The sequence below is a fragment of the Aestuariimicrobium sp. T2.26MG-19.2B genome (genome assembly GCF_950101875.1).
Taxonomy (GTDB): domain Bacteria; phylum Actinomycetota; class Actinomycetes; order Propionibacteriales; family Propionibacteriaceae; genus Aestuariimicrobium; species Aestuariimicrobium kwangyangense.
Genome location: NZ_CATNLW010000002.1, coordinates 623,213 through 649,353, shown reverse-complemented (window position 1 = coordinate 649,353; position 26,141 = coordinate 623,213). Strand labels below are relative to the sequence as shown.

At 68.7% G+C, this 26,141-nt stretch carries 24 protein-coding genes; 9 read left to right on the top strand and 15 right to left on the bottom strand.

Features of this window, described 5'->3' with window-relative positions:
- Position 1 precedes the first annotated feature (1 nt).
- Together QQZ11_RS12830 and QQZ11_RS12825 are read right to left on the bottom strand one after the other, a co-directional pair.
- Positions 2-1,750: an FG-GAP-like repeat-containing protein gene (locus QQZ11_RS12830; RefSeq protein ID WP_284550692.1), complete on the bottom strand. Its 1,749-nt coding sequence runs from the start codon at positions 1,748-1,750 to the stop codon at positions 2-4.
- Between the two features lie 10 nt (positions 1,751-1,760).
- Positions 1,761-3,650, bottom strand: coding sequence for an alpha/beta hydrolase family protein (locus QQZ11_RS12825; protein WP_284550691.1), 1,890 nt, complete (start codon positions 3,648-3,650; stop codon positions 1,761-1,763).
- A gap of 114 nt (positions 3,651-3,764) precedes the next feature.
- Here QQZ11_RS12825 and QQZ11_RS12820 point away from each other — a divergent pair, with 114 nt between their 5' ends.
- Entirely contained in the window at positions 3,765-4,283 is a 519-nt protein-coding gene (locus tag QQZ11_RS12820; RefSeq protein ID WP_284550690.1) for a DUF3145 family protein, read from the top strand.
- 62 nt (positions 4,284-4,345) lie between these two features.
- Here the strand turns inward: QQZ11_RS12820 and QQZ11_RS12815 are convergent, their stop codons facing one another.
- The 5 genes from QQZ11_RS12815 to QQZ11_RS12795 form a co-directional block, all read right to left on the bottom strand.
- Positions 4,346-5,614: a beta-ketoacyl-[acyl-carrier-protein] synthase family protein gene (locus tag QQZ11_RS12815; RefSeq protein ID WP_284550689.1), complete on the bottom strand. Its 1,269-nt coding sequence runs from the start codon at positions 5,612-5,614 to the stop codon at positions 4,346-4,348.
- A gap of 86 nt (positions 5,615-5,700) precedes the next feature.
- Entirely contained in the window at positions 5,701-5,946 is a 246-nt protein-coding gene (locus QQZ11_RS12810; protein WP_022910501.1) for an acyl carrier protein, read from the bottom strand.
- A 91-nt stretch (positions 5,947-6,037) separates the two neighbouring features.
- Complete coding sequence (locus QQZ11_RS12805; protein WP_446698870.1) at positions 6,038-7,033, bottom strand: beta-ketoacyl-ACP synthase III; 996 nt, start codon at positions 7,031-7,033, stop codon at positions 6,038-6,040.
- Positions 7,030-7,989: an ACP S-malonyltransferase gene (locus QQZ11_RS12800; RefSeq protein WP_284550687.1), complete on the bottom strand. Its 960-nt coding sequence runs from the start codon at positions 7,987-7,989 to the stop codon at positions 7,030-7,032. The genes QQZ11_RS12805 and QQZ11_RS12800 overlap by 4 nt, the downstream gene beginning before the upstream one ends.
- Positions 7,990-8,203: 214 nt before the next feature.
- The gene (locus tag QQZ11_RS12795; RefSeq protein WP_446698869.1) at positions 8,204-9,334 is read right to left on the bottom strand and encodes a PucR family transcriptional regulator; all 1,131 of its coding nucleotides are present in this window, start codon (positions 9,332-9,334) and stop codon (positions 8,204-8,206) included.
- An 85-nt stretch (positions 9,335-9,419) separates the two neighbouring features.
- Here QQZ11_RS12795 and QQZ11_RS12790 point away from each other — a divergent pair, with 85 nt between their 5' ends.
- Positions 9,420-10,451: a PHP domain-containing protein gene (locus QQZ11_RS12790; protein WP_284550685.1), complete on the top strand. Its 1,032-nt coding sequence runs from the start codon at positions 9,420-9,422 to the stop codon at positions 10,449-10,451.
- On the opposite strand, the gene QQZ11_RS12785 is transcribed toward QQZ11_RS12790, so the two are convergent.
- The gene (locus tag QQZ11_RS12785; protein ID WP_284550684.1) at positions 10,426-10,983 is read right to left on the bottom strand and encodes a GNAT family N-acetyltransferase; all 558 of its coding nucleotides are present in this window, start codon (positions 10,981-10,983) and stop codon (positions 10,426-10,428) included. The two genes, QQZ11_RS12790 and QQZ11_RS12785, sit on opposite strands and share 26 nt — an antisense overlap.
- 109 nt (positions 10,984-11,092) lie before the next feature.
- On the opposite strand from QQZ11_RS12785, the gene aceE reads away from it, so the two are divergent.
- Positions 11,093-13,834, top strand: a complete 2,742-nt coding sequence (gene aceE, locus QQZ11_RS12780; protein WP_284550683.1) for a pyruvate dehydrogenase (acetyl-transferring), homodimeric type — start codon at positions 11,093-11,095, stop codon at positions 13,832-13,834.
- A 99-nt stretch (positions 13,835-13,933) separates the two neighbouring features.
- Here aceE and QQZ11_RS12775 read toward each other — a convergent pair whose 3' ends face one another.
- Positions 13,934-14,986: an LLM class flavin-dependent oxidoreductase gene (locus QQZ11_RS12775; RefSeq protein WP_284550682.1), complete on the bottom strand. Its 1,053-nt coding sequence runs from the start codon at positions 14,984-14,986 to the stop codon at positions 13,934-13,936.
- 159 nt (positions 14,987-15,145) lie between these two features.
- Here QQZ11_RS12775 and QQZ11_RS12770 point away from each other — a divergent pair, with 159 nt between their 5' ends.
- A complete protein-coding gene (locus QQZ11_RS12770) occupies positions 15,146-15,583 on the top strand; it encodes a DUF3052 domain-containing protein (RefSeq protein ID WP_284550681.1) in 438 nt (145 codons plus the stop codon).
- A gap of 17 nt (positions 15,584-15,600) precedes the next feature.
- Here QQZ11_RS12770 and QQZ11_RS12765 read toward each other — a convergent pair whose 3' ends face one another.
- The 3 genes from QQZ11_RS12765 to QQZ11_RS12755 form a co-directional block, all read right to left on the bottom strand.
- A complete protein-coding gene (locus tag QQZ11_RS12765; protein ID WP_284550680.1) occupies positions 15,601-16,197 on the bottom strand; it encodes a polysaccharide deacetylase family protein in 597 nt (198 codons plus the stop codon).
- A 16-nt stretch (positions 16,198-16,213) separates the two neighbouring features.
- Positions 16,214-16,648 carry a hypothetical protein gene (locus QQZ11_RS12760; RefSeq protein ID WP_284550679.1) on the bottom strand — a complete coding sequence of 145 codons (435 nt, stop codon included), beginning with the start codon at positions 16,646-16,648 and terminating at the stop codon, positions 16,214-16,216.
- Between the two features lie 185 nt (positions 16,649-16,833).
- Positions 16,834-18,639 carry an ABC transporter ATP-binding protein gene (locus QQZ11_RS12755; protein ID WP_284550678.1) on the bottom strand — a complete coding sequence of 602 codons (1,806 nt, stop codon included), beginning with the start codon at positions 18,637-18,639 and terminating at the stop codon, positions 16,834-16,836.
- Positions 18,640-18,706: 67 nt separating this feature from the next.
- Here QQZ11_RS12755 and mgrA point away from each other — a divergent pair, with 67 nt between their 5' ends.
- A complete protein-coding gene (gene mgrA, locus QQZ11_RS12750) occupies positions 18,707-19,702 on the top strand; it encodes an L-glyceraldehyde 3-phosphate reductase (protein WP_284550677.1) in 996 nt (331 codons plus the stop codon).
- The gene (locus tag QQZ11_RS12745; protein ID WP_284550676.1) at positions 19,702-20,169 is read left to right on the top strand and encodes a GatB/YqeY domain-containing protein; all 468 of its coding nucleotides are present in this window, start codon (positions 19,702-19,704) and stop codon (positions 20,167-20,169) included. The genes mgrA and QQZ11_RS12745 overlap by 1 nt, the downstream gene beginning before the upstream one ends.
- Here the strand turns inward: QQZ11_RS12745 and QQZ11_RS12740 are convergent.
- On the bottom strand, positions 20,099-21,319 hold the full coding sequence (locus tag QQZ11_RS12740) for a glycosyltransferase family 39 protein (protein WP_284550675.1): 1,221 nt from the start codon (positions 21,317-21,319) through the stop codon (positions 20,099-20,101). The two genes, QQZ11_RS12745 and QQZ11_RS12740, sit on opposite strands and share 71 nt — an antisense overlap.
- 67 nt (positions 21,320-21,386) lie before the next feature.
- Between QQZ11_RS12740 and QQZ11_RS12735 the strand changes: the two genes are divergently transcribed.
- Genes QQZ11_RS12735 through QQZ11_RS12725 form a run of 3 tightly spaced genes read left to right on the top strand, consistent with a single transcriptional unit; the run spans position 21,387 to position 24,219 of the window.
- Positions 21,387-22,400, top strand: coding sequence for a glycosyltransferase (locus QQZ11_RS12735; RefSeq protein WP_284550674.1), 1,014 nt, complete (start codon positions 21,387-21,389; stop codon positions 22,398-22,400).
- Positions 22,397-23,359 carry an NAD-dependent epimerase/dehydratase family protein gene (locus tag QQZ11_RS12730; RefSeq protein WP_284550673.1) on the top strand — a complete coding sequence of 321 codons (963 nt, stop codon included), beginning with the start codon at positions 22,397-22,399 and terminating at the stop codon, positions 23,357-23,359. The genes QQZ11_RS12735 and QQZ11_RS12730 overlap by 4 nt, the downstream gene beginning before the upstream one ends.
- Positions 23,356-24,219, top strand: coding sequence for a glycosyltransferase family 2 protein (locus QQZ11_RS12725; protein WP_284550672.1), 864 nt, complete (start codon positions 23,356-23,358; stop codon positions 24,217-24,219). Before QQZ11_RS12730 ends, QQZ11_RS12725 begins: the two co-directional genes overlap by 4 nt.
- Here QQZ11_RS12725 and QQZ11_RS12720 read toward each other — a convergent pair.
- On the bottom strand, positions 24,186-25,442 hold the full coding sequence (locus tag QQZ11_RS12720; RefSeq protein WP_284550671.1) for a hypothetical protein: 1,257 nt from the start codon (positions 25,440-25,442) through the stop codon (positions 24,186-24,188). The genes QQZ11_RS12725 and QQZ11_RS12720 overlap by 34 nt on opposite strands.
- On the bottom strand, positions 25,439-26,128 hold the full coding sequence (locus QQZ11_RS12715) for a hypothetical protein (RefSeq protein WP_284550670.1): 690 nt from the start codon (positions 26,126-26,128) through the stop codon (positions 25,439-25,441). The genes QQZ11_RS12720 and QQZ11_RS12715 overlap by 4 nt, the downstream gene beginning before the upstream one ends.
- Positions 26,129-26,141: the final 13 nt, after the last annotated feature.

Here is a 26,141-nt window from a genome sequence, read left to right as displayed (position 1 = left end):
CTCAGGTCAGCAGTCGCATGCTGTCCCAACCGCTGCCGATCGCCTTGCCGACACTCCACGTGCCGACACGGTTGGCGTAGAAGTACAGCTGGCCGCCGTTGCGCACCGAGAGCAGGTCGGCGGTCCCGTTGCCGTCGATGTCGCCGGGCGACCACAGCTTGTCGGTGGGTTGCCATCCTCGGCCCACCACGTTGGCGGTCGAGAAGCTACCGCCCGAGAAGGCGTAGCGAATGAGCAGTCCGCTCTGGGTGACCGCCAACAGGTCGGGAGTGCCGTCGCCCGAGAAGTCGCCGGGGGAGAAGGTGGTGGCGATCCCGCCCCACCCGCGGCCGATCTTGCGGGTGTTGTTGAGGTACTTGCCGCCCGCGGTGAAGCTGTAGCGGTACAGGGAGCCGTCAGAGGTGCGGCCCAGCAGTTCGGGCAATCCGTCACCGGTGATGTCATTGACCACGGTCAGCAGGCTGAGCCCGTCGAAGCCGTGTCCGATCTCCATGGCCGAACTCCACAGCCCGCGGCCCAGGCCGAAGAAGAGGAACAGTTTCCCGGTGTCGTGCTGTCGTCCGATCAGTTCGGTGCGGCTGTCACCGTTGAGGTCGGGGACGACGGCCATCCAGTCCCAAGGTCCCCAACCACGGCCCACGACCACCCCGGGGGCGACGCTGGGCCCGGGCTTGGTCTGGTAGAAGTACAGGTCGCCGTCACCGCGCACCGCGAGGATGTCTGCCAGGCCGTCGCCGTTGTGGTCGCCGGTCACGCCCGAGGCGGGGTTGCCCGTGTCGAATCGGTACACGTGGGTGCCGGATGCGGTGGTCACGGTGCCGGTGTAGCCGCGGTTCAGGGTGAGCGGGCGCATCGGGATGACGAGCACCTTGCCGGCCATCAACGCTCGGGCCGTGGGGTTGGAGTAGCTGCTCGCCGTCCGCACGCAGACGGGGACGTTGCTCCCGTCCTCGACCAGGGTGGCAGTGGCGGAGGTGACGGTGGCCGAGGGGCCGTAGTCGATCAGGTTGGCCGTGCCGTACCAACTGCCCACGGGAGCGCCACAGCCGGCGGCGGGGTCGGGATAGGAGCCGTCCGACATCTCGAGCATGGTCGTGGTGCCCTTGGGCCAGGTGCGGGGCCACCCGCTGGTGGGCTCGGCTCCGGTGCGACCCTGCAGCACGTTCAGGGTGGCGGCGGTGCGGCCCGACTGGGTGGCCTGGCCGTAGGCCGAGGTGGTGAGCCTGCCCGACAACATCGTGATCAGGTGGAACGGTGACGCCGCCCAGGCATCGACGAATGACGTCGGCGTGGTGTAGCCGAGGGCGACGTGGGAGTTCTGCGCCGCGACGTTGCCTGCGTCGGTGTAGCCCGGTAGGGCGGGGTCCTCGGCGTTGGTGACGACGCCGTTGAGGGCCATGTAGTTCGAGTGCGCCACGGCCGCCTGGGACCACGTGCTGTTCTCGGTCACGGCCGGCACCCCGAACTGGCTGCGGTAGCTGTTCAGCCGCGCCAGCGCCTCGCTGGTCAGGGCATCGGCTGCGGGCTTCACGCCCGTCGACGTCGTGGCCGGTGCGACTGCGGTGGGGGGCGCCAGGGCCGGCCCGAGTTCAGCAGTGGTCTCGGCGTGAGCGGTGCCACCGAACAGTCCCGCCGCGGTCAGCGTCGTGGCCAGCGCCAGCACCGAGATCCTCACCGCGGTCGGAGGCGACCACCGGACACGCGGGGTGGGATCGGGGGACGGGCCGGCACTCTGGGGGGAAGGGCGCATGTCGCAGAGATTATCCGAACAGTCGCTCGTAGAAGGTGAGCTCTCGTTCCAGCGCGTCGCGGCGTGCCTCACCGCCACGGAATCCGTGGCCCTCGCCGGGGTACAGCTTCAGTTCGACGGGCAAACCCTTCGAGCGGACGGCCTCGGCCATGGCCTCGGCCTGGTTGCGGGGCACGACCTTGTCGTCGCTGCCCTGCAGGATCAGCATCGGGGTCGACAACCGGTCGACGTGGTGAATGGGTGATCGCGCGAGGTAGGTCGCTTCGTCCGCCGGCCACGGGCCGACCAGCGAGTCGAGGTAGCGGCTCTCGAACTTGTGGGTGTCGGTGGCCAGCATCACCAGGTCGCCGATCCCGTACCTGCTGACGCCGGCGGTGTAGCGGTCGGTCGAGACGAGTGACTGCAGCGTGGTGTAGCCACCCGCCGACCCGCCGGTGATGCTCACCTTGCGGGGATCGACTGCGCCTGCGTCGACCAGATGGTCGACGACCGCGACACAGTCGGCCACGTCGAGCAGGCCCCACTGGCCACGGAGACGATTGCGGTAGTCACGTCCGAATCCGGTGGAGCCGGAGTAGTTCACGTCGACCACCGCATAGCCGCGGCTCGTCCAGAAGTCGTTGAGCGGGGAGTGGGCGATCGAGGCCGACGAGGTCGGGCCACCGTGCGACTTCACGATCAGCGCCGGTGCGTGCTCGGCGGGCTCGGGGAGGTAGAGCCATGCCTGCACGTCGCCATTGCTGCCGCTGACGGTGATGCTGGTGGGAAGGGTGGGCTGCCAGTCGGGCCGACGTCCACCAGCGCGCAGTGTCACCCTGGGATGGTCCTCGTCCAGCCGCACCCGCACGAGGGCGTCGCCGGCCGCGACCAGGCCGACCAGGGCGTGGGCCTCGTTCCCGGCCACCACACACGACCGCACCTCCGCGAGTCCGTCGAACTCCGGGTGACGGACGACCCCGGCGACGAGGTCGATGACGACAAGACGGGGCCAGCCCTGCACCATCTGGTGCACCAGCAGCCGTCCGCCGCTGACCGCCCATGAGGGACCCGTGAGCGTCCAGACCGGGTGGTCGCAGTCGGCGTCGACCGGCCAGACAAGGCTCGATCCCTGCTCCGGCGTCCACGAGTGGAGGTTCCAGTACCCCGACTCGTCCGCCGTGAACCACAGCGTGGTTCTGCCGGACGGGTCCACGTCCCACTGTGGGTGCTGGGCGCTCACCTCCGGTTCGTCCATGACGGTCGTGACCTGACCCAGCTGCCATCCGGTCCCGTCCTCCTCGAACGCCAGGGGAGCAGTGCGGACAGCGCTCCGGTCCCAGGGCATGTCGGGGTGGTTCCACTCGAACCAGGCGAGGCGCCCATCGGGCGACAGGCGTGGTCCCGCGACGAAGTCGGGACCGGAGACCAGCACCCGTCCGAAGTCGTCGTTGCCACCGGACAACCGGAGCGCCACCACTGTGGTCACGGCCTCCCCGGGGCCGCGGTGGTCCTCGCGCACTGCCAGCACGAGGTCGAGGTTCGGGTGCACCTGCAGCCCGCCGTAGCGCACCTGCTGGGACGCCGGGGTCACGGGTCGGTCGGTGGCCACCTCGATCACCTGGTTGCGGACGTCGTCGACCGCCACCACAACACCGTTGCGAGCGTCCCAGGCGCCGCCGCCGTACTCCATCACCCGCGAGCGGACGCAGAACGGGGCGGGAGTCAGTTCGACACCGTCGCCGTCGACGATGGTGGTGCGGCGGTTCTCGGTGGGGCGCGACTCGAGCCACAGCAGGCGCTCGCCGTCGGCCCGGAGCTCCGACCAAGAGGGTGCACCGGCCAGCGCCTCGTCCACCGTGACCAGTCGGGGACGGGTCGATGCCGCAGAAGTGGTGGATTCGGGGAGCGGGTGCTGGGTCATGGCCACATGCTAGGGCTGGCACGACCGCTGGGAATGATGCACAATCGGCACAAGGTCATCGTGCGACCGCGACCAGACGGCTGGGGAAGGCTCATCTGGACGAGGAGGCACACGATGATCTCGAGCCGGACCATGACCGACCAGCCCGTCACGGGGGTCGTTCAGATCCATTCCACGCCGTCTGCTCTGCGTCCCCATTTGGAGTGGGCGCTCGGCGGCGTGATCGGCGTGCCCACACATCTGGAGTGGAAGCCCCAACCCGTCGAACCCAACAGCTGGCGGGCCGAACTGGCGTTCGCGGGGCGCGCTGGCACGGGCGCTCGCCTGACCAGTGAACTGGCCCGCTGGCAGCGCGTGCGATTCGACGTGACCGAGACCCCCCGATCGGGTGGCGCGGGGCAGCGCTGGTCGGTCACCCCGAGCCTGGGGGTGTTCGCTGCGGCCACCAACGAGGTGGGCGACATCGTCGTCCACGAGGATCGGATCAGGCAGGCCATGGCTGCCTCTGTCGCCCGTGGCACCGACCTGCACCACGGACTGGAGGCCCTGCTGGGCGCCCCGTGGGACGCCGAGCTGGAACCCTTCAGGCGAGCAGAGGACGACCAAGTGCGTTGGCTGCACCACGTGGTCTGAGCGCAGGGCTCACCCGAGCAAGAGCGATCGACCGGGCGAGGAGCCCGGCCGACCCCGACCCCTCACTCAGCCGGACGGAGTGACCGGCTCTGGTTGGCGTTGGTGACGGCGATGACCACGTTGTGGCCGCCGAAGCCGAACGAGTTGTTCAGACCCGCCAGGTCGCCCTCGGGCAGCGCGGTGGTGCTGGTGGCGATCTGAACGGGCAGCCCCGGCTCGAGGTTCTCGATGTTGATGGTGCCGGGGATGGTGCGGGTGTTGAGCGCCATCACCGTGGCGAAGGTCTCGACGGCGCCGGCGCCACCCAACAGGTGACCGGTCATCGACTTGGTCGAGTTCACGAGAACTCCCGAGGTGTCACCCAGGGCCAGAGCGATCGAACCGGCCTCGGCACGATCCCCTTGTGGGGTCGAGGTGCCATGGGCGTTGATGTGCCTGATGTCGGCGGCCTGCAGGTCGGCCTCCTTGAGGGCCTTCACCATGGCGGAGGCCTGACCTCGTCCCTCGGGGTCGGGCTGCACCAGGTCGTGGCTGTCGGCCGAGATGCCGGCGCCCGCCAGGGTGCCGTAGATCTTCGCCCCACGGGCCTGGGCGTGTTCGAGCGTCTCGATCACCATCATCGCCGAGCCCTCACCGAGCACGAACCCGTCGCGGTCGACGTCCCACGGGCGCGAAGCCTTCTCGGGGGCATCATTGCGACGCGACAAGGCCTGCATCTGGCCGAAGGCGGCCAGGGGCAGGGGGTGGATGACGGCCTCGGTGCCACCGACGACGGCAATGTCGGCGCGACCCAGACGCAGCATGTCGAGCCCGAACGAAATGGCCTCGTTCGACGAGGCGCAGGCCGAGACCGGGGTGTGGATGGCGGCGCGGGCACCCAGCTTCAGGCCCACGTTGGCGGCTGGCGCGTTGGCCATCAGCATGGGGATGGTGAAGGGGCTGACCCGGCGGAAGCCCTTCTCCTTCTGCACGTCCCACTGGCCCAGCAGCGACTGCATGCCACCGATGCCTGAGGCGCAGCAGACACCGAGACGGTCGCGGTCGATGCCGTTGTCGTCGCCGAGGGTCAGGCCGGCATCGGCCCAGGCCTCCAGGGCGGCGATGACGGCGTGCTGGGTGGAGCGGTCCATGCGACGGGCCGCCACGCGGTCGATCCGTTCGGCAGGGTCACCCACGGTCTCCGCGGCGAAGTTGGTGGGCAGGTCACGGGCCCACTCGTAGGGCAGGGTGTGGGCGCCCGAGACGCCCTCGAGCATGGCCTGCCAGGTGCTGGGGGCGTCGACTCCCAACGGGGTGAAGGCGCCGAATCCGGTGATCACGACAGTAGTCATGGAGTGCTCCAGTGCTGCTTGTTGGTGATGCGCGAGGTGGGTCGACCACCGCCCCGGTAGGGCGTGGTCGACCCACCCGATCAGGCTCAGGCCTGGGCGCGCTCGATGAAGGCCACGGCGTCGCCGACGGTCTTCAGGTTCTTGGCGTCCTCATCGGGGATCGACACGCCGAACTTCTCCTCACAGGCGTAGATGATCTCGACCATCGACAGCGAGTCGACGTCGAGGTCATCGGTGAAGGACTTGTCGAGCTGGACGTCGTCCGCGGCCACGCCGGCCACGTCGTTCACGATCTCGGCGAGGTCCGCGCGGATCTCTTCGGTGCTGGCCATGTGGCCCTCCTTGGTGTGGTTGGGGTGGAGCGGGTGCTCCGTCCCTGCGAACACTCGAGTAGTCCGCAGGAAGTCTGGTGGGGGTGGCGCCTCAGGGGAGGACGATGACCTGCCCGGCGAACACGAGGCCTGCGCCGAAACCGATCGTGAGTGCGGTCTGGCCGCTTTGCGCCTCGCCCGACTCGAGCAGGGCCTCCATCGCCAGCGGCACTGACGCAGCCGAGGAGTTGCCCATGCCGACGATGTCGCGGCTGACCACGACCGACTCGGGCAACTTGAGGTGACGCAGCATCGAGTCGGTGATGCGGTTGTTGGCCTGGTGGGGAATGAAGACGTCGAGTTCTTCGGGGGTGAGCCCAGCCACCCTCAGGGCCTCGCGCGCCTTGTCGGAGATGAACGTCGTCGCCCACCGGAAGACCTTCTGGCCCTCCATGGTGATGAAGGGTCCCGGAGCGTCCGACTCGTGGGTGGCGTGCCAGTCGTCGATCTCGATGACATCGGCCTGCGAGGGGTCCGAGCCCCACACGACCGGTCCAATGCCGGGGGTGTCGGAAGGTCCGATCACCACGGCGCCGGCGCCGTCGGAGAAGAGGAAGGCGGTGGAGCGGTCGGTGAAGTCGGTGACCAGCGAGAGGGCCTCGACCCCGATCACGAGCACGTACTGGCTGGCTCCCGATCGCACCAACGACTCGGCCTGGGCCACGCCGTAGCAGAAGCCGGCGCAGGCGGCCGAGATGTCGAAGGCCGCCGGGGCGGCGCAGCCCAGGTCATCGGCGACGAGCACGGCCAATGAGGGAGTCTGCTTGAAGTGGGTGACGGTCGACACGATGACGGTCGAGATCTGGTTGGCGGTGAGGTTCGCACGCTCGAGCGCCTTGCGCGCCGCGGCCACCGCCATCGTCCGGGGCGTCTCACCCTCGGCGACCCAGCGCCGTTCGACGATGCCGGTCCGCTGCCGGATCCACTCGTCGGAGGAGTCGATCATGGTGCACATCTCGGCGTTGTCGACGACCCGGCTGCCCCGGTATCCACCGACGGACAGGATCCGGGCGTACTTGGCGCCCTGGCTGGCGTGCAGGCTCATCAGTTGGTCCCGTTCTCGTGCTGGGTGGGGGTGGTGGTGACGTGTCGGGCGAGGAACTCGCGCGCGTCGTCGAGTTGGTCAGGGGTGTTCAGGTTGAACAGTTCGACTCCCTTGAGGTTGCGCTTGGCGATGCCGGTCAGCGTCCCCGCCGGGGCCAGTTCGAGCAGGCCGGTGACGTCGAGGTCGCGCATCGTCGCCAGGCACAGGTCCCAGCGAACGGGGTTGGTCACCTGGCTGACCAGGCGGGCCACCACCTCGGCACCCGAACCGATCTCGGCGCCGTCGCGGTTGCTCAGCAGGCGGGCCCTGGGGTCGTGGGTGGTCATGGCATCGGCCAGGGCCCGCAGCGCGGCCTGCGCAGGTTCCATGTGCACCGTGTGGAAGGCGCCCGCCACGCTCAGCGGGAACAGTCGGGCGCGGGCGGGGGGATCGGCGGCGAGCGCGGAGAGTTGTTCGACGGTGCCGGCGGCGACGACCTGGCCGGAGCCGTTGTTGTTGGCCGCCGTCAGGCCGTGGGCCTCGATGGCGGCGAGCACCTCGGCGGGGTCACCACCGACGACGGCGGTCATCGACGTCGGACGGAGCGCCGACGCGGCCGCCATGCCTCGTCCTCGTTCGCTCACGAAGGCCATCGCGTCCTCGGCGGAGACCACGCCGGTGAGGGCGGCTGCCGTGATCTCGCCGACGGAGTGCCCGGAGACGACGACCTCCGGGTCGAGCGGTCCCGTCCCTGCCAGGAGTTCGTCGGCCGTGGCCAACCCGGCGGCCACCAGCAGCGGCTGCGCCACGGCGGTGTCGCGGATGGTCTCGGCATCGGCCCGCGTGCCCAGCTGGGCCAGGTCGAGCGAGGCCACCTGGCTGAGGTGCGCCAAGGTCGAGCGGAACGAATCCCGCTCGAGCCAGGGCGTCAGGAAGCCGGGTGTCTGGGCGCCCTGTCCGGGCGCGACGATGGCAAGCACGAGGTCAACTCTGCCGGTCGCTGGCCTTGGACGGGCGGACTGGGGCAACGAAACTGTTCCGGGGCTGTTGTGGGGTTCCCACAACCCTGGGTCACCGCGGAGCTTCACCCGAATGGCGACGGTGGTGTCTCAGGCGGAGAGCTTTGTCGGAAAAGATGAATCACACGGGTGTGATTCACCCGTTGCACGGCCCGATGTGGCAAGCGCGAAGAGGTCAGCCGCGGGCCGGGGCGGGCCGTCCCGCCGTCAGTCGGCCCAGGGTGATCGCCAGCCGCAGCACGTAGGCGTCACGGGAGTCCATGGGGGAGTAGCCGGTCACCTCCTGGATGCGCTTCAGCCGGTAGCGCACGGTGTTGGCGTGGATGAAGACCGCACGAGCGGTCGCCTCGACAGAGCCGGACTGGTCCAGGAAGGCCACACAGGTGGCGAGCAGGTCGCCGCCGGCGTGCTCCAGGGTGCGGTAGACCTCGTCGACGAGGGCGCGACGGGCGTGACCGTCGCCCATCAGCGTGCGCTCGGGCAGCAGGTCAGCTGCAGCCATGGTGCGGGGACCCTCGGGCCACGCGATGGCCGCCCGGTGCCCGGCGATGGCGGCACGGGCCGACGTTGAGGCGTCGACCAGGTCGTCGACGAGCGGACCCACCACCACCGGCCCCGGACCGAAGTGGGGAGCCAACCAGGCGGCGGCCTCGACTGCCGAACTGGGATCGGTGATGGTCGCTCCCGAGATGATCAGCACCAGGCGGTCACCCTGCACGGCGGCGAGCAGGCCGAGCTTGTGCCGATCGGCCGCGTGACGGACGTCCTCGAGCCCTCGCTCCGCGAGGTCGGGGGCTCGTCCGACGGCGACGGCCACCTTGGTGCCGGCCACCCATCCCAGGGTGGAGGCTCGGGAGATGACCGTCTCGTCGGTCTCGGAGCGCACGACTGCGTCGACGACCAGGGCCTCCAGGCGTGAGTCCCAGGCCCCCCTGATCTCCGCTGCCCGTGCGTACACCTCAGCGGCGCCGAAGGCGACCTCGCGGGAGTACTCGACCACGGCGGAGCGCAGCACCTCACGGTCCTCCTCGGGCAACAGCGCCTCGATCTCCTCCTCGACCACCGCGATGGTGACGCGCACGAGTTCGACCGTCTGCAACAGGCTCACCCGGCGGGTCAGGGCGCGGGGGGCGCGATCGAAGATGGCAGTGGACGAGGTGTGCGCAGGATCAGCGGCCAGGATCCAGCTGGCGAAACCGTCGATGCCCCCGCGGGCGACGAGCATGATCCACGAACGCTCCTCGGCGTCCATGTCGCGGAACCACGGCAGTCGTTCCTCCATGGCCGAGACGGCCGCGGTGGTCATCTGGGCAGTGGCCTGGTTCAGGCGGCGCACCAGTGCGGCGCGGTGGTCCTCGTCGAGCTCGATCATCGAGTGCGATCCTAGATCCATGCCTGTCGACATCCCTGCGCCCGTGGCCGCACTGCGCGAAGTGGCCTTCTGGCGCGAACGTCGTCGTGACGAGACCCGGCGGGTGGAGGCCTACCGCAAGGCGGCCGACGCGCTCGCCGCGCTCGATGCCGACGACCTGGTGGTGCTGCACGAGAACAACGCCTGGCAGTCGGTGCCGGGGGTGGGGCCCAGCACGGCGGCCGTGATCCGCGAGGCGATGGACGGCAGGGTGCCACCGACCCTGGCGGAACTGCGTGAGTGGGGGCAGACCCCGCTGGCAGAGTCAGAGCTGCGCTCCCGGTTGCGGGGCGACCTGCACACCCACACGCTGTGGTCGGACGGGGGTTCGCCCCTCGAGGAGATGGTCACCGTCGCGGCCCGGTTGGGGCGGGAGTACATCGCCATCACCGACCACTCGCCACGGCTGCGGGTCGCGAACGGCCTGTCGGCGGAGCGACTGCAGGAGCAGTGGCGCGAGATCGAACGGGTGCAGGCCGGCCATGACGACATCCGGGTGCTGCGCGGCATCGAGGTCGACATCCTCGACGACGGTTCACTCGACCAGCGCGACGACCTGCTGGGGAGTCTCGACATCGTCGTCGCCTCGGTGCACTCCAAGTTGCAGATGGACGCCGACTACATGACCAGGCGCATGGTGGCAGCGATCGCCAACCCGTACACGACGGTGCTCGGTCATTGCACCGGGCGCAAGGTCGAGGGCGGCAAGGTGCGCGGACAGTCCAGCTTCGACGCGGAGGTGGTCTTCGCGGCATGTGCCCAGTTCGGCGTGGCGGTCGAGATCAACGCCCGTCCCGAGCGCAATGACCCACCCGACGACCTGCTGGCGCTGGCCCATGAGCTCGACTGCGTCTTCTCGATCGACACCGATGCCCATGCCCCGGGCCAGCTCGACTTCGCTGATCTCGGGGCGGCCCGTGCCGAGGCCGCCGGGATCGATCCCGACCGGATCATCACCACCTGGCCGGTCGAGAGACTGCTCGAGTTCAGTCGTCGCCGTCGAGCCGCTTGACCATCTCGAGTTCGCTCGAACCCTCTGGGTCGAGGGGGTAGGGGCGCACCGCTCCGGTACGCACCCAGCCCTCACGTTCGTAGAACGCGATCGCCCGGGGGTTGTGGTCGTTCACCTCGAGCCACAGTTCGTGGTGGTCGAGGGCCCGGGCCCAGCGTGACGCGGCAGCCATCAGCATTCCGGCGCCACCGCCCCCGCGGGCCGCGGGCGTGACGTAGACGGCGCCGACCCAGACTCGGGTCGGATTCGACCAGCGATCAAGGGTGACGCTGCACTGGCCGAGCCAGCGATCCTCGGCATCGGTCAGGGCGAAGGCCTCACCCCGACCCGGTGCCCAGGTGGAGATGCGGCGCTGCCAGTCCTCATCGGTCAGTCGACGCGCGTCCTCGACCCGTTCGAGGTAGGCGAGGGGGGTGTCGGCGAGCATCTCGAGCCTCAGGTCACGAACCCTGGCCCAGTCATCGGGCGTCTGCAGACGCACCCGCAGCGCGCGGTGAGGCGGTTCGGCCTGTCGGTCGGGTGCTTCGTCCATGTCAGGAGCGTGACACACCCCCGAAGGTGGGTTCCACACCCCTGCTGTGACAAACCGAACGCCACGGTGGAAGATGGTGGATGAATTTGTCAGCAGAAAGGAATGCGCAGTGACCCAGCGCGCGGAGTCCGGCCCCATCATCAACGGTCTTCCCACCAATCTCCCAGATGCGGACCCCGAGGAGACCTCGGAGTGGTTGGAGTCACTCGACGGCATCATCGAGGAGGGAGGCCGCAACCGGGCCCGGTACGTGATGCTGAAGTTGCTCGAGCGAGCCCGTGAGCAGCAGATCGGCGTTCCCTCGCTGACCAGCACCGACTACATCAACACCATCCCCGTCGAGCAGGAGCCCGACTACCCCGGTGACGAGGCCCTGGAGCGCCAGGTGCGCCGGCTACTACGCTGGAACGCCGCGGTGATGGTGCACCGTGCCCAGCGTCCCGGCATCGGGGTCGGTGGCCACATCTCGACCTACGCCTCGGCGACCACCTTGTACGAGGTGGGCCTGAACCACTTCTGGCGGGGCAAGGACCACCCCGGTGGCGGTGACCAGATCTTCTTCCAAGGCCATGCCTCGCCGGGCATGTACGCCCGCGGCTTCCTGGAGGGGCGCCTCAGCGAGGAGCAGATGGACGCCTTCCGGCAGGAGAAGTCCAAGCCGCACCCGCTGCCCTCGTACCCCCACCCGCGTCAGATGCCCGAGTTCTGGGAGTTCCCCACCGTCTCGATGGGCATCGGGCCCATGAACGCGATCCACCAGGCCCAGTTCAACCGGTACCTGCACAACCGTGGGCTGAAGGACACCTCGCAGCAGCGGGTCTGGGCCTTCCTCGGCGACGGTGAGATGGACGAGCCGGAGTCGCGCGGACTGCTGCAGCTGGCGGCCAACGAGGAACTCGACAACCTGACCTTCGTGATCAACTGCAACCTGCAGCGGCTCGACGGGCCCGTGCGAGGCAACGGCAAGATCATGCAGGAACTCGAGGCCTTCTTCCGTGGCGCCGGGTGGAACGTGATCAAGGTCGTCTGGGGTCGTGGCTGGGACCAGTTGCTCGCCCAGGACACCGAGGGCGCGCTGGTCAACCTGATGAACGCCACCACTGACGGCGACTACCAGACCTTCAAGGCCAACGACGGTGCCTACGTGCGCGAGCACTTCTTCGGTCGCGACCCGCGCACCGCGAAGATGGTCGAGGACTGGAGCGACGAGGACATCTGGCGCCTGGCGCGCGGTGGTCACGACTACCAGAAGGTGTACGCGGCCTACGACGCGGCCACCAAGGTGACCGGTGCCCCGACCGTCATCCTCGCGCAGACCATCAAGGGTTACTTCTTGGGCAAGCACTTCGCCGGCCGCAACGCGACCCACCAGATGAAGAAGCTGGCGCTGGACGACCTGAAGGGGTTCCGCGACCGTCTGCAGATCCCGATCACCGACGAGCAGCTCGAGGCCAACCCCTACGAGCCGCCGTACTACCACCCCGGTGACGACGACCCGCGCATCAAGTACCTCAAGCAGCGGCGCCAGGAGTTGGGCGGGTTCCTGCCCGAGCGACGCAACCAGCCCGCTGCCCTGACCCTGCCCGGCGACAAGGCGTATGCCTCGGTCAAGAAGGGCTCGGGCCAACAGCAGATCGCGACGACCATGGCGTTCGTCCGTCTGCTCAAGGACCTGATGCGCGACAAGGACTTCGCACCCCACGTCGTGCCGATCATCCCGGACGAGGCCCGCACCTTCGGCATGGACTCGTTCTTCCCGACGATCAAGATCTACAACCCGCACGGGCAGAACTACACCCCGGTCGACCACGAGCTGATGCTGGCCTACCGCGAGAGCCCGCAGGGTCAGATCATGCACATGGGCATCAACGAGGCCGGATCGGTGGCCGCCTTCACGGCTGCCGCAACGTCGTACGCCACCCATGGCGTACCGATGGTGCCGATCTACGTCTTCTACTCGATGTTCGGGTTCCAGCGAACCGGTGACGGCATCTGGGCCGCAGCCGACCAGTTGGGCCGCGGATTCCTGATCGGCGCCACCGCCGGGCGCACCACGCTCACCGGTGAGGGCACCCAGCACATGGACGGGCACTCTCCCGTGCTCGCGGCGACCAACACGGCTGTCCTGAGCTACGACCCGGCCTACGGTTACGAGATCGCCCACATCGTGCAGGAGGGCCTGCGACGGATGTACGGCGAGAAGCCCGAGGACGTCATCTACTACCTCACGGTCTACAACGAGCCGCTCGTGCAGCCCGCTGAGCCCGAGAACGTCGACGCCGAGGGCATCCTCAAGGGGATGTACCTGCTCAAGGAAGGTTCCTTCGACGGAGTGGGGGAGGACGCCCGCCGCGCCCAGATCCTGGCTTCCGGCGTGGGGGTGCCGTGGGCGCTGGAGGCCCAGCAGCTGCTCAAGCAGGACTTCGGAGTGGTCGCCGACGTCTGGTCGGTGACCAGCTGGGGAGAACTGCGTCGCGACGGTCTGGCCGCCGACGAGGCGAACTTCCTGCACGGCGAGGAGCGGGTGCCCTACGTCACCCAGAAGCTGCAGGATCGTCCCGGGCCCGTGATCGCGGTCTCGGACTACATGCGTCAGGTGCAGGACCAGATCGCGCAGTGGGTACCGGGCGACTTCATCTCGCTGGGTGCCGACGGCTTCGGCTTCTCCGACACCCGCGCAGCCGCCCGCCGCTTCTTCCACATCGACGGTCCCTCGATCGTCGTGCGGACGCTGCAGCAGTTGGCCAAGCAGGGACAGGTGCCGGCCGAGTGGGCCAAGCAGGCCTTCGACAAGTACGACCTGATGAACCCCGCCGCAGGCGCCTCGGGCAACGCCGGCGGGGACGCCTGACCGTCCCTCCACGGCACCGAACCGCAGCACCGCGCCGGGCCCCCACATCGGGGGCCCGGCGCGGGCTCGCTCCACGCCCAGGACGGCCGCGGACCAGACTCAGCTGGTTGCCAGGATCTCGCGCACCTGCGGGATCACAGCGGTGCCGTAGAGCTCGATCGACGCCATCAACTGCTCGTGCGGCATCGGCCCGTTCGCGTACTTCAGGTCGAAACGGTCAAGCTCCAGCAGCGTCACCGTGCGGGCGATCTTGGCCGCAACGGTCTCGGGCGAGCCAACGTAGAGCGCGCCGTGTTCGATGTCGTGGTCGAACTGGTCGCGGGTCGCCTCACCCCAGCCACGCTCAATGCCGATGCGGTCGCGGTTCGCCTTGAAGTGCGGCCACAGTTCCTCCCGGGCCTGGTCGTCGGTCTCGGCGATGTGGCCGGGGGAGTGCACCCCGACCGGCTGGGGAGCATGGCCGAACTCGACCAGGGCGCGTCGGTACAGGTCGGCGAAGGGCTTGAAGCGATCGGCGGGCCCACCGATGATGGCCAGCATCATGGGGATCTTGTGCCGCGCGGCTCGCACCACCGACTCGGGGCTGCCGCCCACGCCGATCCAGGTGCGCAGGTGGCCCGACTCCGTGGCTGGGTGCACGGTGACCCCGTCGAGCGGGGGCCGGGTGGTGCCCTCCCAGCTCACCGCACCCCCGTCCAGCAGCTTCGCGAACAGGTCGAGCTTCTCCTCGAACAGCACCTCGTAGTCGCGCAGGTCGAACCCGAACAACGGGAACGACTCGGTGAACGACCCACGACCCACCTGAACCTCGGCCCGCCCGTGCGAGAGGGCGTCGATGGTGGAGTAGCGCTCGAACACCCGGATCGGGTCGTCCGACGACAGCACCGTCACGGCGGAACCGAGCAGGATGCGCTCGGTGCGGGTGGCAACACCTGCCAGCACCACGTCGGGGGCGCTGACCGCGAAGTCGTCACGGTGGTGCTCGCCGATGCCGATGGCGTCGACCCCGACCCGGTCGGCCAGGACTGCCTGCTCGACCAGGTTCCGGATCACCGTGGCCGGGTGCTGGGTCACGCCCCTGCGGTCGACGGTGACGTCGCCGAACGTGTCGAGGCCGAACTGGGGTCCGGTACGGGTCTGGATGGTGCTCACGAGAACTCCTGAGGTCGTTTCGATTTCAACCACTCAACCGGAGGGTTGGGCGGTTTGTTCCAGCGTGCCGTCCAGTCCTGTGCCCGTCCCCCCGGTGAACCCCGCCGTGGCCGCGGCTCTGGTGGGAGAGGGGGAAAGTCTGGCAGGCTTGCCCCAACGATGCACTCGAACAGGAAGGTCTTCGTCACCGTGGGGACGACAGAGGTCGCGACTCTGCTGGGGCTCAAGCCCGGGCAGGTCGTGCAGGAACTGGGTTGGGACGATGACGTGGACGAGGTGCTTCGCGACGCCATCATGGACGCGATCGACGCCGACCTGGTCGACGAGGCCGTCGATGGGGTCGATGCCGTGCTGCTGTGGTGGCGGGCAGACGATGGCGACGTCGCTGATGCCCTCGTCGATTCGCTCACCGACCTGTCGAAGTCGGGCCACGTCTGGCTCGCCACCCCGAAGGTGGGCCGACCCGGCCACGTGGACGCGGCAGACATCTCCGAAGGTGTGACCACCGCAGGCATGGCCGTCACGGCACCGGTGGGCGTCTCGCAGACCTGGCATGTGCAGAAGGTGGTCCGTCCGAAGGCCGGTCGCGGCCGCTGAGCCTCGCGCCACGGCCCTCAGCCCACGATGCTGGCGAGGGTGGTGAACGAGTAGCCCCGGGCACGAAGCTCGGTGATCACCCGACCGAGGGCGTCGGCGTCAAGAGTCGAATGATCGGTGGGGTGAGCGCCGACATGCATCAGTACGATCTCGCCGCGACGGGCCTGGGAGATGACCCGGGAGACGACGGTGTCGACCGATTGGCCACCCGTGGTTCCCTTCCACCCCAGCGTGTCCACGGTCCAGCGGAAGGGAACGTAGCACTCGTCGTTGACCACGCTGATGCGGTGGGCGTCCATCGCCCCGAACGGGAACCGGAACAGCGGCTGCGGGTCATGCCCCGTGACGGTGCGGATCCGGCTGGCCGCTGACCGGATCTCGGTTCGTACCCGGGAATCGCTGAGCGTCGTCAGGTCAGGGTGGTGGTAGGTGTGGTTGCCGACCGGCCCATATGCCGCCATCGCGCGTGCGCTGGCGGGGAAGTCGTCCACGAAGTCGCCGGTCAGGAAGAACGTCGCTGGCACGCCCTCCCGCTTCAGGGTCGCGAGAATCGGGGCGACACCCTCATTGCTGGCACCTGCGTCGAAGGTCAGCGCAACGACCGGGCGCGACACCGGTAGCGCCGCCACGTCACGACCCAGCAGTGAGGCCGGTAGCCGGCAACTGGTCGTCGGCGGGCGCGGTGTCGGGCTGGACGGAGCTGGGCTGCTGGGTGGACGACTGGTGGGCGGACGACTGGTGGGTGCACTCGTCGTGGGAGGGGCGCTCGTGGGGGGCCGGGTGGTCGGGGGCCGAGTGCTCGGTGGTGAGGTGGTCGAGGGCGCGGGGTGCGATGCCGTCGTGGGCGCCGGCGTGGTGGGCGTTGTGATCGAAGGCGAGACCTGGGTCGTCCTCGTGGACTGCGCCGGAGTCGACTGCACGATGGAGGGCCCCGACGACGAGGGTCCACCCGACGTCGGTGCGGAGACCGAAGGCACCGAGGTGGCACTGAGGGTGGAGGTCGGCGTCACGGATCCGCCGGTGCAGCCGGCGGCGAGGATGCCCACCGAGCACAGGGCGAGCCACGTGCGCGTCGCCGCTCTCCGGTGCGAACGCCGGGACGTACTCGGCCCGCTCATGACGGACTCCTCTGCACGTGGGTCGAGGTCGACCCACTCCCAGTTCACTCCTGTGCGGTGGGGAAGTCCAGACCAGTGTGGGGTCGGCCGACGATCATTTCCTCACACCGGAGGCCGACGCCGCACGAGCCGTCAGACGGCGATGTCGAATCCCTCCAGGGCCTTGCGGCTCTTCTTGCCACCGGTGGCCTGCAGGTCGAGCAACTCGTTGTAGATCCCGCCCGAGACCGCGAGTTCGGCCGGTGTCCCGATCTCGTCCACCCGACCGTCCCGCAGCGTGACGATCCGGTCGACCGAGGCGATCGTCGAGAGCCGGTGGGCGATGATGATGCTGGTCCGGTCGGCCATCAGGTCCTCGAGCCCTGCCTGCACCAGGCGTTCGCTGCGGGTGTCGAGCGCCGAGGTGGCCTCGTCCAGGATGAGGATCGGTGCGTCCTTGAGCATCGCCCGGGCAACGGCGATCCGCTGGCGCTGGCCACCCGAGAGCTTCAGACCACGCTCACCGATCAGCGAGTCGTAGCCCGCGTCGAATCGCTCGATGAAGGGGTGCGCGTTGGCCCGCCGGGCGACGGCGATGACCTCGTCGAGGGTCGCGTCGGGACGTCCGTAGGCGATGTTGTCGCGGATGGTTCCCGAGAACAGCGCCGGCTCCTGGAAGACGACGCCGATGGTCGCACGCACGGCTGACAGGTCGGCCCGCGACTGGTCCTCACCGTGGACGAGGATCCGTCCCCCGTTGACGGGGTACAGGCCCAACAGCAGGTTGACGATGGTGGTCTTGCCACCACCGGACTCGCTGACCAGGGCGACCTTCTCGCCCTGCCCGACCTCGAAGCTGACGCCCGAGAGCACATCGGTCTTGGAGTCGGAGTAGGCGAACGATGCGTGGTCGAAGACGATGGCCGGCTCGCCGGGATGCGGGTCGGGCAATCGCAGTTCGGTGCGCGTGGCACTGCCCAGCTCCTCGGACTCCTCGGGCTCGTCCATCACCTCGAAGTAGCTCTTGGACCCGGCGACGGCACGCTGGCTGATGTCGACGAGGTAGCTCATGCCCGAGACAGGCATCTTGGCCATGGTGACCAACTGGATCAGCATCACCATGGTGCCCACGCTGTAGCGGCCCTGCATGGTGTGGACGAGGATCAGCGCGTGCACGGCGAAGAAGATGACGGCGAGGGCGCCGTTGCGGGCGACGTCCATGCGGTGCCACCAACTCGACTGGGTGTGGGTGAGGCCGATGGTCGCGTCGTAGTCGTCGGTGAACCGACGCAGCTCCCGGCGTTCGGTGACGAAGCTCTTCACCACCTTGATCTGTCCCACCACCTCGGCGAAGGCGCCACCGGCCTGGTCGACGTGGTCGTTCTTGGTTCGTTCGATGCGCTGCCAGCGGGGGCTGGTGAGCATCGTCAGCCAGGTGTAGACGGGGAAGATCACCACCAGGGCGATCACCAGCCAGGGGGAGTAGAACCCGGTGATCACGAGCACGGCGAACAGGGTGACCAACATCGGCAGGAAGTTGTTGGCGAAGGCGGTCAGGAAGTTCGTCACCTCGGTGATCGAGCGGTTGAGTCGCGCGATGATCGAGCCCGACAACGTGTTGTCGAAGTAGCGCTGGGGCAGCCTCAACAGTTTCGAGTAGTAGCGACCCGACAGGATGGCGCGCATCCGGGCGCCCATCACGTCACCCCAGTAGCCGGCGACATTGCGCAGCACCGTCTGCAACAGTTCGGCCACCAACAGGGCGACCGCGAACCAGAGGATCATCCACACCCCGCGACCGTGGCCCTGCACGTTGGCGACGACCTCGTCGGTGGCCCCCTTGATGATGAACGGGCCGAGCAGGCTGGTGCCCGCGATCAGCACGGAGGCAGCGGCGATGCCGACATAGAGCCAGGTGAGTTCTCGAACGTGACGGAGCAGTTTCGCGATGCTGCGCACAGCGGGGCCCTTCGGGGAGTGGTGGATGGGAGCCAGTCGCTCATACTACGGCGATAGAGTCGGAGCCATGACGAGCTACCTCGCTGCCGCGGACCGTTACGACCACATGACCTATCGCTTCACCGGACGCAGTGGACTCAAACTGCCACTGATCAGCCTGGGGCTCTGGCAGAACTTCGGGGACGTCGGTTCGTCCCAGACCCAACGAGCCATCCTGCGCCGCGCCTTCGACCGCGGCGTCACCCACTTCGACCTCGCCAACAACTACGGGCCCCCCTACGGGCAGGCCGAGCTCAACTACGGTGCGCTGCACGCCCAGGACTTCAAGCCCTACCGCGACGAACTGATCATCTCGTCGAAGGCCGGGTACGACATGTGGCCCGGGCCCTACGGACAAGGGGGCGGGTCGCGCAAGTACGTCCTGGCGAGCCTCGACCAGTCGCTGAAGCGCACCGGACTGGACTACTTCGACATCTTCTACTCGCACCGCTTCGATGCCGACACCCCGCTGGAGGAGACCATGGGCGCGCTCGACAGCGCCGTGCGCTCCGGCAAGGCCCTCTACATCGGCATTTCGAGCTACGACGCCGAGCAGACCCATCGTGCGGCGGCCATCGCCCGCGAGCTCGGTACCCCACTGCTGATCCACCAGCCCAGCTACTCGATCATCAACCGCTGGATCGAGACCGGTGGCCTGGTTGACGCCTGCGCCGACGAGGGCATGGGCATCATCGCCTTCTCGTCGCTCGCCCAGGGTGTGCTCACCGACCGCTACCTCGACGGCATCCCCGCTGATTCCCGTGCGGCCCGAGGGGGCTCGCTGAAGTCCGACCAGATCACTGACGCGACCATCACCAAGGTGCGGGGGCTGAACGAGATCGCGGCCAGCCGCGGCCAGAAACTGGCCCAACTGGCGTTGGCCTGGGCGCTGCGTGACGAGCGGATGACGTCGGTGATCATCGGCGCCTCGTCGGTCGACCAGCTCGAGACCAACCTGGGTGCACTCGAGCGTCTCGACTTCTCCGACGAGGAACTCGCGGCCATCGACGAGGCGGTCGCCTGATGAGCGAGCTGAAGACGACCCTCAAGGCCGACATGGTCGCCGCGATGAAGGCCCGCGACGACCTCACCAAGGGCACGTTGCGCATGGTGATCGCCGCGATCACGACCGCCGAGGTGGCCGGTGACGAGGCACGTGAGCTGGGCGACGACGAGGTGCTGGCCCTGCTCACTCGCGAGGTGCGCACCCGCAAGGACTCCGCGCAGGCCTACACCGACGGCGGACGTCCAGAACTGGCCGACAAGGAACTGGCCGAGGTGGGTGTGCTGCAGCGCTACCTGCCTGCTGACCTGACCTCGGACGAACTGGCGACCATGGTGGCCGAGGAAGTGGCCTCGGCAGAGGCTGGTCTGGGTCAGAAGCCGACGATGAAGCAGATGGGTCAGATCGTCCGCGCGGTCAACGAGCGGGCGGCGGGGCGTGCCGAGGGCGGCGAAGTGGCCAGGCTGGTGCGGCAGGCGCTGGCCTGAGCGAACCCGGCGCGGGGTCGTCCGGGCCCTCGGCCATGGCGTGGCGCACCAACACCACCACCAGCACCCCGTAGGGCACTCCCGACAGTACGTCGCCGCCGGGGAAGGTGAGGTTGAACAGCGCCTTGCTGTAACTGAGGGCAGACACCGTGGAGGTCGCCACCGCCACCCACCACAGCCGTGGACGGAGCACGGCGGCCACCAGCACGAGCGCCTCGGCGAGGAAGAAGTAACGGTTGCGCATGCCCGGCAGTGTGTAGGGCAGCAGCATCGCGAAGGCGGCCGCCAGCACGACCCAGCGGCTGCGATCGATGAACCAGACGTGGCGACGCAGGGCCCACACCATCAGGGCACCGGTCAGCACGGCAGCGAACGCCGTCATCGACGAGATCAGGTCGGGGTCGTCGGCGAACAGGCGCCACAGGTTCGGAGCCACCGTCGCCTTCGACGCCGACGTCTGTTCCGAGTAGGTCAGCAGCAGCGAGCGCCAGGGAAGCCCGATGGCCAGTGCCGGTACCGCGGTCAGGAACCATGCGACCACCGCCAACGGCGGTGCCGCCCACGACCGACGCGGGTCGCGCAGCCAGACCACCACCAGGAAGGGCAGCAGGAACACGGCCTGCAGCTTGAACGCGAACGCCAGCCCGAAGACGAACCAGGCGCGGTTCTGCTTGCCACGCAGCAGATCGGCCAGCGTGTGGATGGCGAGGGCGGTGTAGATCTGGTCGGTCTGGCCCCACACCGCCGAGTTGATCCAGATCCCGGGCACCAGCAGCACCAGCAGCCCCGCGCCCAGGGCCACGTTCCGTCCACGGAAGGGCCAGACCACCCGGACGACCCCCCACGCCAGGACCAGGTCAGCCAGGTTCGAGATCACCTTGATGGCGACCAGCCCGTTCTCGAAGACCAGGGTCGAGGCGTACAGCAGGTAGAGGTAGGGCACGTTGTAGTCGGCGAACCTGGTGCGCAGACCGGGCCAGCCGGTGCGCTCGAGTTGGTTGTACCAGCCGATGACGAAGTGCTGGGCGTCATAGGCGGCGTAGGGGGTCAGGTTCCAGCGGAACAGCACGAGTAAACCCACGACCCCGATCGTCCCCACCCAGGTGGCTGTTCGTGTCACCCAGTCGGGTCTCGGATCGGTCTGCTCCACGGGAGCATCCTGTCACGGCGGCAAGGCCGTCCCGCAGCGCCACCGCTGACGCGGATAGGGTGAGCCCATGCAGGGACTCCAACCGCGTGTGCACACCCTTTCCGTGGTGATCCCCGTCTACCGGGGTGAGAAGAGCCTCACGCCGGTGGTCGAGGAGTTGCTGGCACTGGCCGGCCCCCAGCTCACCCCGGCAGGGCACAGCTTCGCGATCACCGAGATCATGCCGGTGTGGGACAACGGACCTGATGCCTCCGACGAGACGATCCGCTCGCTGCAGGAGCGTTCCCCCTTGGTTCGCCCGGTCTGGTTGAGCCGGAACTTCGGGCAGCACCCCGCCACCATGGCGGGTCTGGCCTCGGCTGGCGGTGACTGGATCGTGACCATGGATGAGGACGGCCAGCACGATCCCGCCCAGATCGGGCGCATGCTCGACACGGCGCTGGCGGAGCAGGCGACCGTGGTCTATGCCCAACCCAGCAACGAGCCCCCGCACGGTGCCTTCCGCAATCTCGCCTCCCGCCTGGCCAAGCGGATCCTGGCGCGAGCCATGGGGTCACGTTCGGCCACCCAGTTCAACAGCTTCCGGCTCATCCTGGGCGAGACGGGTCGGGCGTTGTCAGCCTTCGCCGGACCAGGGGTCTACCTCGACGTGGCCCTCAGCTGGATCAGTCGCAAGGTCGCCTCGTGCCCGGTGCCGATGCGTTCGGAGGGTCGCGAGTCCTCGTACACGGTGCGGTCGCTCAGTTCCCACTTCTGGCGCATGGTGGTCACCAGTGGCACCCGTGCGCTGCGACTGGTCGCCTTCCTGGGCGCCATCATCGGCTTGTTGGGACTGGTGCTGACGGTCGTGGTCGTCGTCCGTCAGATCATGGATCCCGCCGCCATCGTGGGGTGGGCCTCGCTGATGTGCGTCATCCTGATCGGTTCCGGGCTGATCCTGTTCTCCCTGGGGGTGGTCGCCGAGTACCTCGGTGTGACCGTGAACCAGGCCATGGGCAAGCCGCTCTACCTCATCGTCGGCGACCCCGAGCACGGTCCACTGGGGCGCCGCGACGTCACCCCTGACCCGCAGGACGCATGACCGACACCCTGTGGGTACTGGGGGCCGGAGGGCTGCTGGGCTCAGCGGTCGTCCGCGCCTCGGCGTCGCGCGGGACGGACAGGGAGTCGCTCTTGGTCGTGCCTGTTCCCTGGGACGACCCCGGGGCGGCCGCTGTCGTCTTCAGCGAGACCGTCGCCCGGCTCAACCGTCAGTACCTCAGCAGTCCCGGCGACACCCTGCGGGTGGCGTGGTGCGCGGGTGCCGGGGTGGTGGCCTCCCAGCAGGACCAGTTCGCGCGGGAGGCCTCGGTCGTCGAGGCGTTGGTGGCGGCGCTGGGTGACCTCGTGCCCGGTCTGCTGGCCGGTCTGAGCGTGTTCGTCGCCAGTTCCGCGGGGGGTGTCTACGCCGGCAGCTCGCCGGCCCCCCATGACGAGTTCAGCGCGACCTCGGCGTTGGTGCCGTACGGGTTCGCCAAACTGCGACTCGAGCAGCAGTTCCGCGAGTTCGCCGGCGCGAGCGGCGCCCGGGTCGTCCTCGGCAGGATCGCCAACCTGTACGGTCCCGGTCAGAACCTGGGCAAGGGTCAGGGGTTGATCAGCACGCTGCTGTGGGGTGCTCTGCAGGGTTCCCCGGTCAAGGTGTACGTCGACCTCGACACGGTGCGCGACTACCTGTTCGTGGACGACGCCGCCGCCATGGTGATGGGCAGCCTCGACCTGGCGGCCCTCACCGATCCGGGTACCGTCACCATCAAGGTGATCGCCAGCGGCAACCGGGTGACCGTGTTCAACCTGCTGCACGTCGTCAGGCGGATCAGCAGCCAGCGACCCCTGGTGGTGCAGGGATCCTCACCGCTTCGCACCGGGCAGGTCCGGGACCTGTCGCTCACCTCACGGGTCTGGCCCGAACTCGACGAACTGGCCTCCACCTCACTGTTGGTCGGGGTCCACCGCACCTACCTCGACCTGCAACGTGCCCGACTGGAGGCCCATCCGTGACCACCGCACCTCCCACCGTCTCGGTGGTCGTGCCCGCCTTCCGGCAGGCCGGCCTCATCTCGCACACCCTCGACTCGGTGCTGGCGCAGACCTGGACGGACTTCGAACTCGTCGTGGCAGACCACAGTTCCGATGACGGCACGGGCGAGGTGCTGGAAGGCTACCGGCACGAACCGCGGGTGCGGCTGCTCGAGCCGACACCGGCCGGTGGTGGTGCTCCGGCCAACTGGAACCGGGTGAGCCAGGCGGCGCGCGGAGGTCTGCTGAAGCTGCTGCCCGGCGACGACCTGCTCGAGCCCACGGCCCTGGAACGGCAGGTGGCGGCCTTCCGCGACCACCCCAGCGCATCGCTGGTGTGCTCGCGGCGACGCATCATCGATGCGGGCGGACGAACGCTCAAACGCTCCCACGGGATGCCGCGCCGGTGGTGGGGGGCCCACGACGGACGCGAGGTGATCGCCGCCTCGGTGCGAGCGGGGCGCAATGTCTTCGGTGAACCCGGCTCGGTGATGCTCCGCCGTGACCTCCTCGCCGGTTCCGGCTGGTGGGACGACAGCAAGGCGTACCTGATCGACCAGGCCACCTACACCCGGGTCGTGCTCGCTGGTCACGATGCCGGTCTGACCACGGTGGTCGCGCTGGGTGAGGTGCTGGGATCATTCCGCGTCAGCTCGGGCCAGTGGTCGGTCGCGCTGGCGGGGCACCAGGCAGCCCAGGCCAAGGCCTTCCACCACGAGTTGGCCGACGTGCCCCACTTGCTGGGACGGCGCGACCTCGTCCAGGGCGACGCCACCGTGAGCGCCATGGCCGTGGCCCGCCAGGCCGTCTACTCGGTGTTGGGGCTCGTCCGGCGGGACTGAACGAGCAGCCAACCCAGCAGGATGACGGCGCCCACCACGGGTCCGGCGACCAGGCTCGCAAGCAGCCTCGGCAAGACGGGCAGGGGCACCGTGAACAACACGGTGATCGAGGTGACCGCGGCCAGCGCCCAGCCGATGCCGTAGACCCGGTGACCGTCGAGCGCGAGGGCGGCCGTGCCGACCAGCACCAGCGCCGCCATCGCGGTGCTGGCCAGGGTCAGCAGCGCCAAGGCCCACCCGCCGATGTCGAATGAGGGATCGAACAGCCTCAGGAACCACGGACCGAGCAGTCCTGCGCCGACCGCCGCGACAGCACCCACCGCGAGAACAAGGGCCACCGGAACCACCATCGCCCGCAGCGTTCCCCGTCGATGGGCCACGAACCGGGCCACGGCAACCTGTTGGAAGGTGATGATCGGCATCATCACCGGAGCGCGCGTGATGCTGACAGCCAGCATCCAGGCCGCCAACTGGGGTTCGCCGCGCAGACTCGCCTTCATCAGGGCCGGGTAACCGGTGATCATCACCGCACTCGACGCCGCCGACAGGATCGCCATTCCGAGTTGGCGCAGGCTCACCCGCGCTTCCCGGTCGCTGCGGCTGGTGAGCAGGGCCCGCGTTGCAGGGATGGCACACAGCGCGGCTGTCATGACCACGACGGCGGAGGTCATGGCCGTCTGGTAGCCGAACAGGCTGCGGACCGTCAGGGCCACGCCAGCGACCGCGATCACCCGGACGGCGACCTCTGCCGTGAGGGTTCCGGCCAACCCGGCCCATCGGCCCGTGCCGGCCATGGCGCCGAGCACCAAGGCGTAGACGGCGTAGCAGAGAGCGGTTGCCACCAACAGCGTCGTGGCCCACAGGGGGTGGCTGGGAAGCACCCAGCGAATGCCCACGGCGGCTGCGACTGAGACGAGGAGGGCAGCGGCCAGCCCCACACCCAGCACCGGCGACAACAGGCGACCGCGTTCCGGGCGTCCGTGTCGGACGGCGGCGGTGGCGCGGGTGGATTCGTTCTGGACGCCGACCAGCACCCCGAACAGGCCTGTGAGTACCGACCAGAACGCGAGTGCCTCGGACTGCTGCTCGGCATCGGTCAGGGTGCGGGTCATCAGGAACATGATGACGAAGTTGCTGAGGGCCCCCAGGCCCGACGCCGACGCGAGCGCCAGGCCCTGCCCGCGCGTGGGGTGCGGGCGCGGGGCCGGTGCGATGTCGGTCATGAGACCCGCAGGGGCCAGCGGACGTCGTTGGGTTGGCTGAGCGCGTGACCGGCCTTCATCCTGGGTTCGATCTGCATCATGCGGGTCGGCTCGCCCGGTGGCACGAACGAGATGGAGCACATGGTGAGGGTCGTCCCCTCGCCGAACGCGAAGCCGCGGCGCAACTGGGGCACCTGGCACGGTGACTGGTTCCAGTCCTTCAGCCCGTTGGGTGGGAGTACGGCCTTCTGTTTGCCGGGCATCACCTGCAACCTGATGTCGGGATACCCAGGGATGGCCGTCCCGCGCAGATAGGTGAGGCGGTAGGTGATGTAGAAAACCCGCATCCCGCCGACCTCGGTGGGATCGGCCAGGCGGAAGTCAGACATCTTTCCCTCGACCACCGAGATCGGGGTGACCTCGGTGACGTAGGACTTCGACGTGGAGTACCGATTCCACACGAGCACCGATTCGGTGGGCGAGGTGGGCCTGGCGAGCTTGGGCAGGCGGGTGTCGCCGGGAAGCAGGGGCACCTCGGCCGTGCTCCCCTTCTCGCCGACCGAGGTGTTGGCCCGGATCCCCACCCCGGCCACTGCCAGCACGACGAGTGCCACCAGCCAGACAGCGAGAGTGGGTGCCCACCGTCGGACGAGCGTCCACCGTGCCACGTGTACCCCGGCGTCGGCCGGCGGACTCGTGCTCGTCATGACCCGCAGTCTA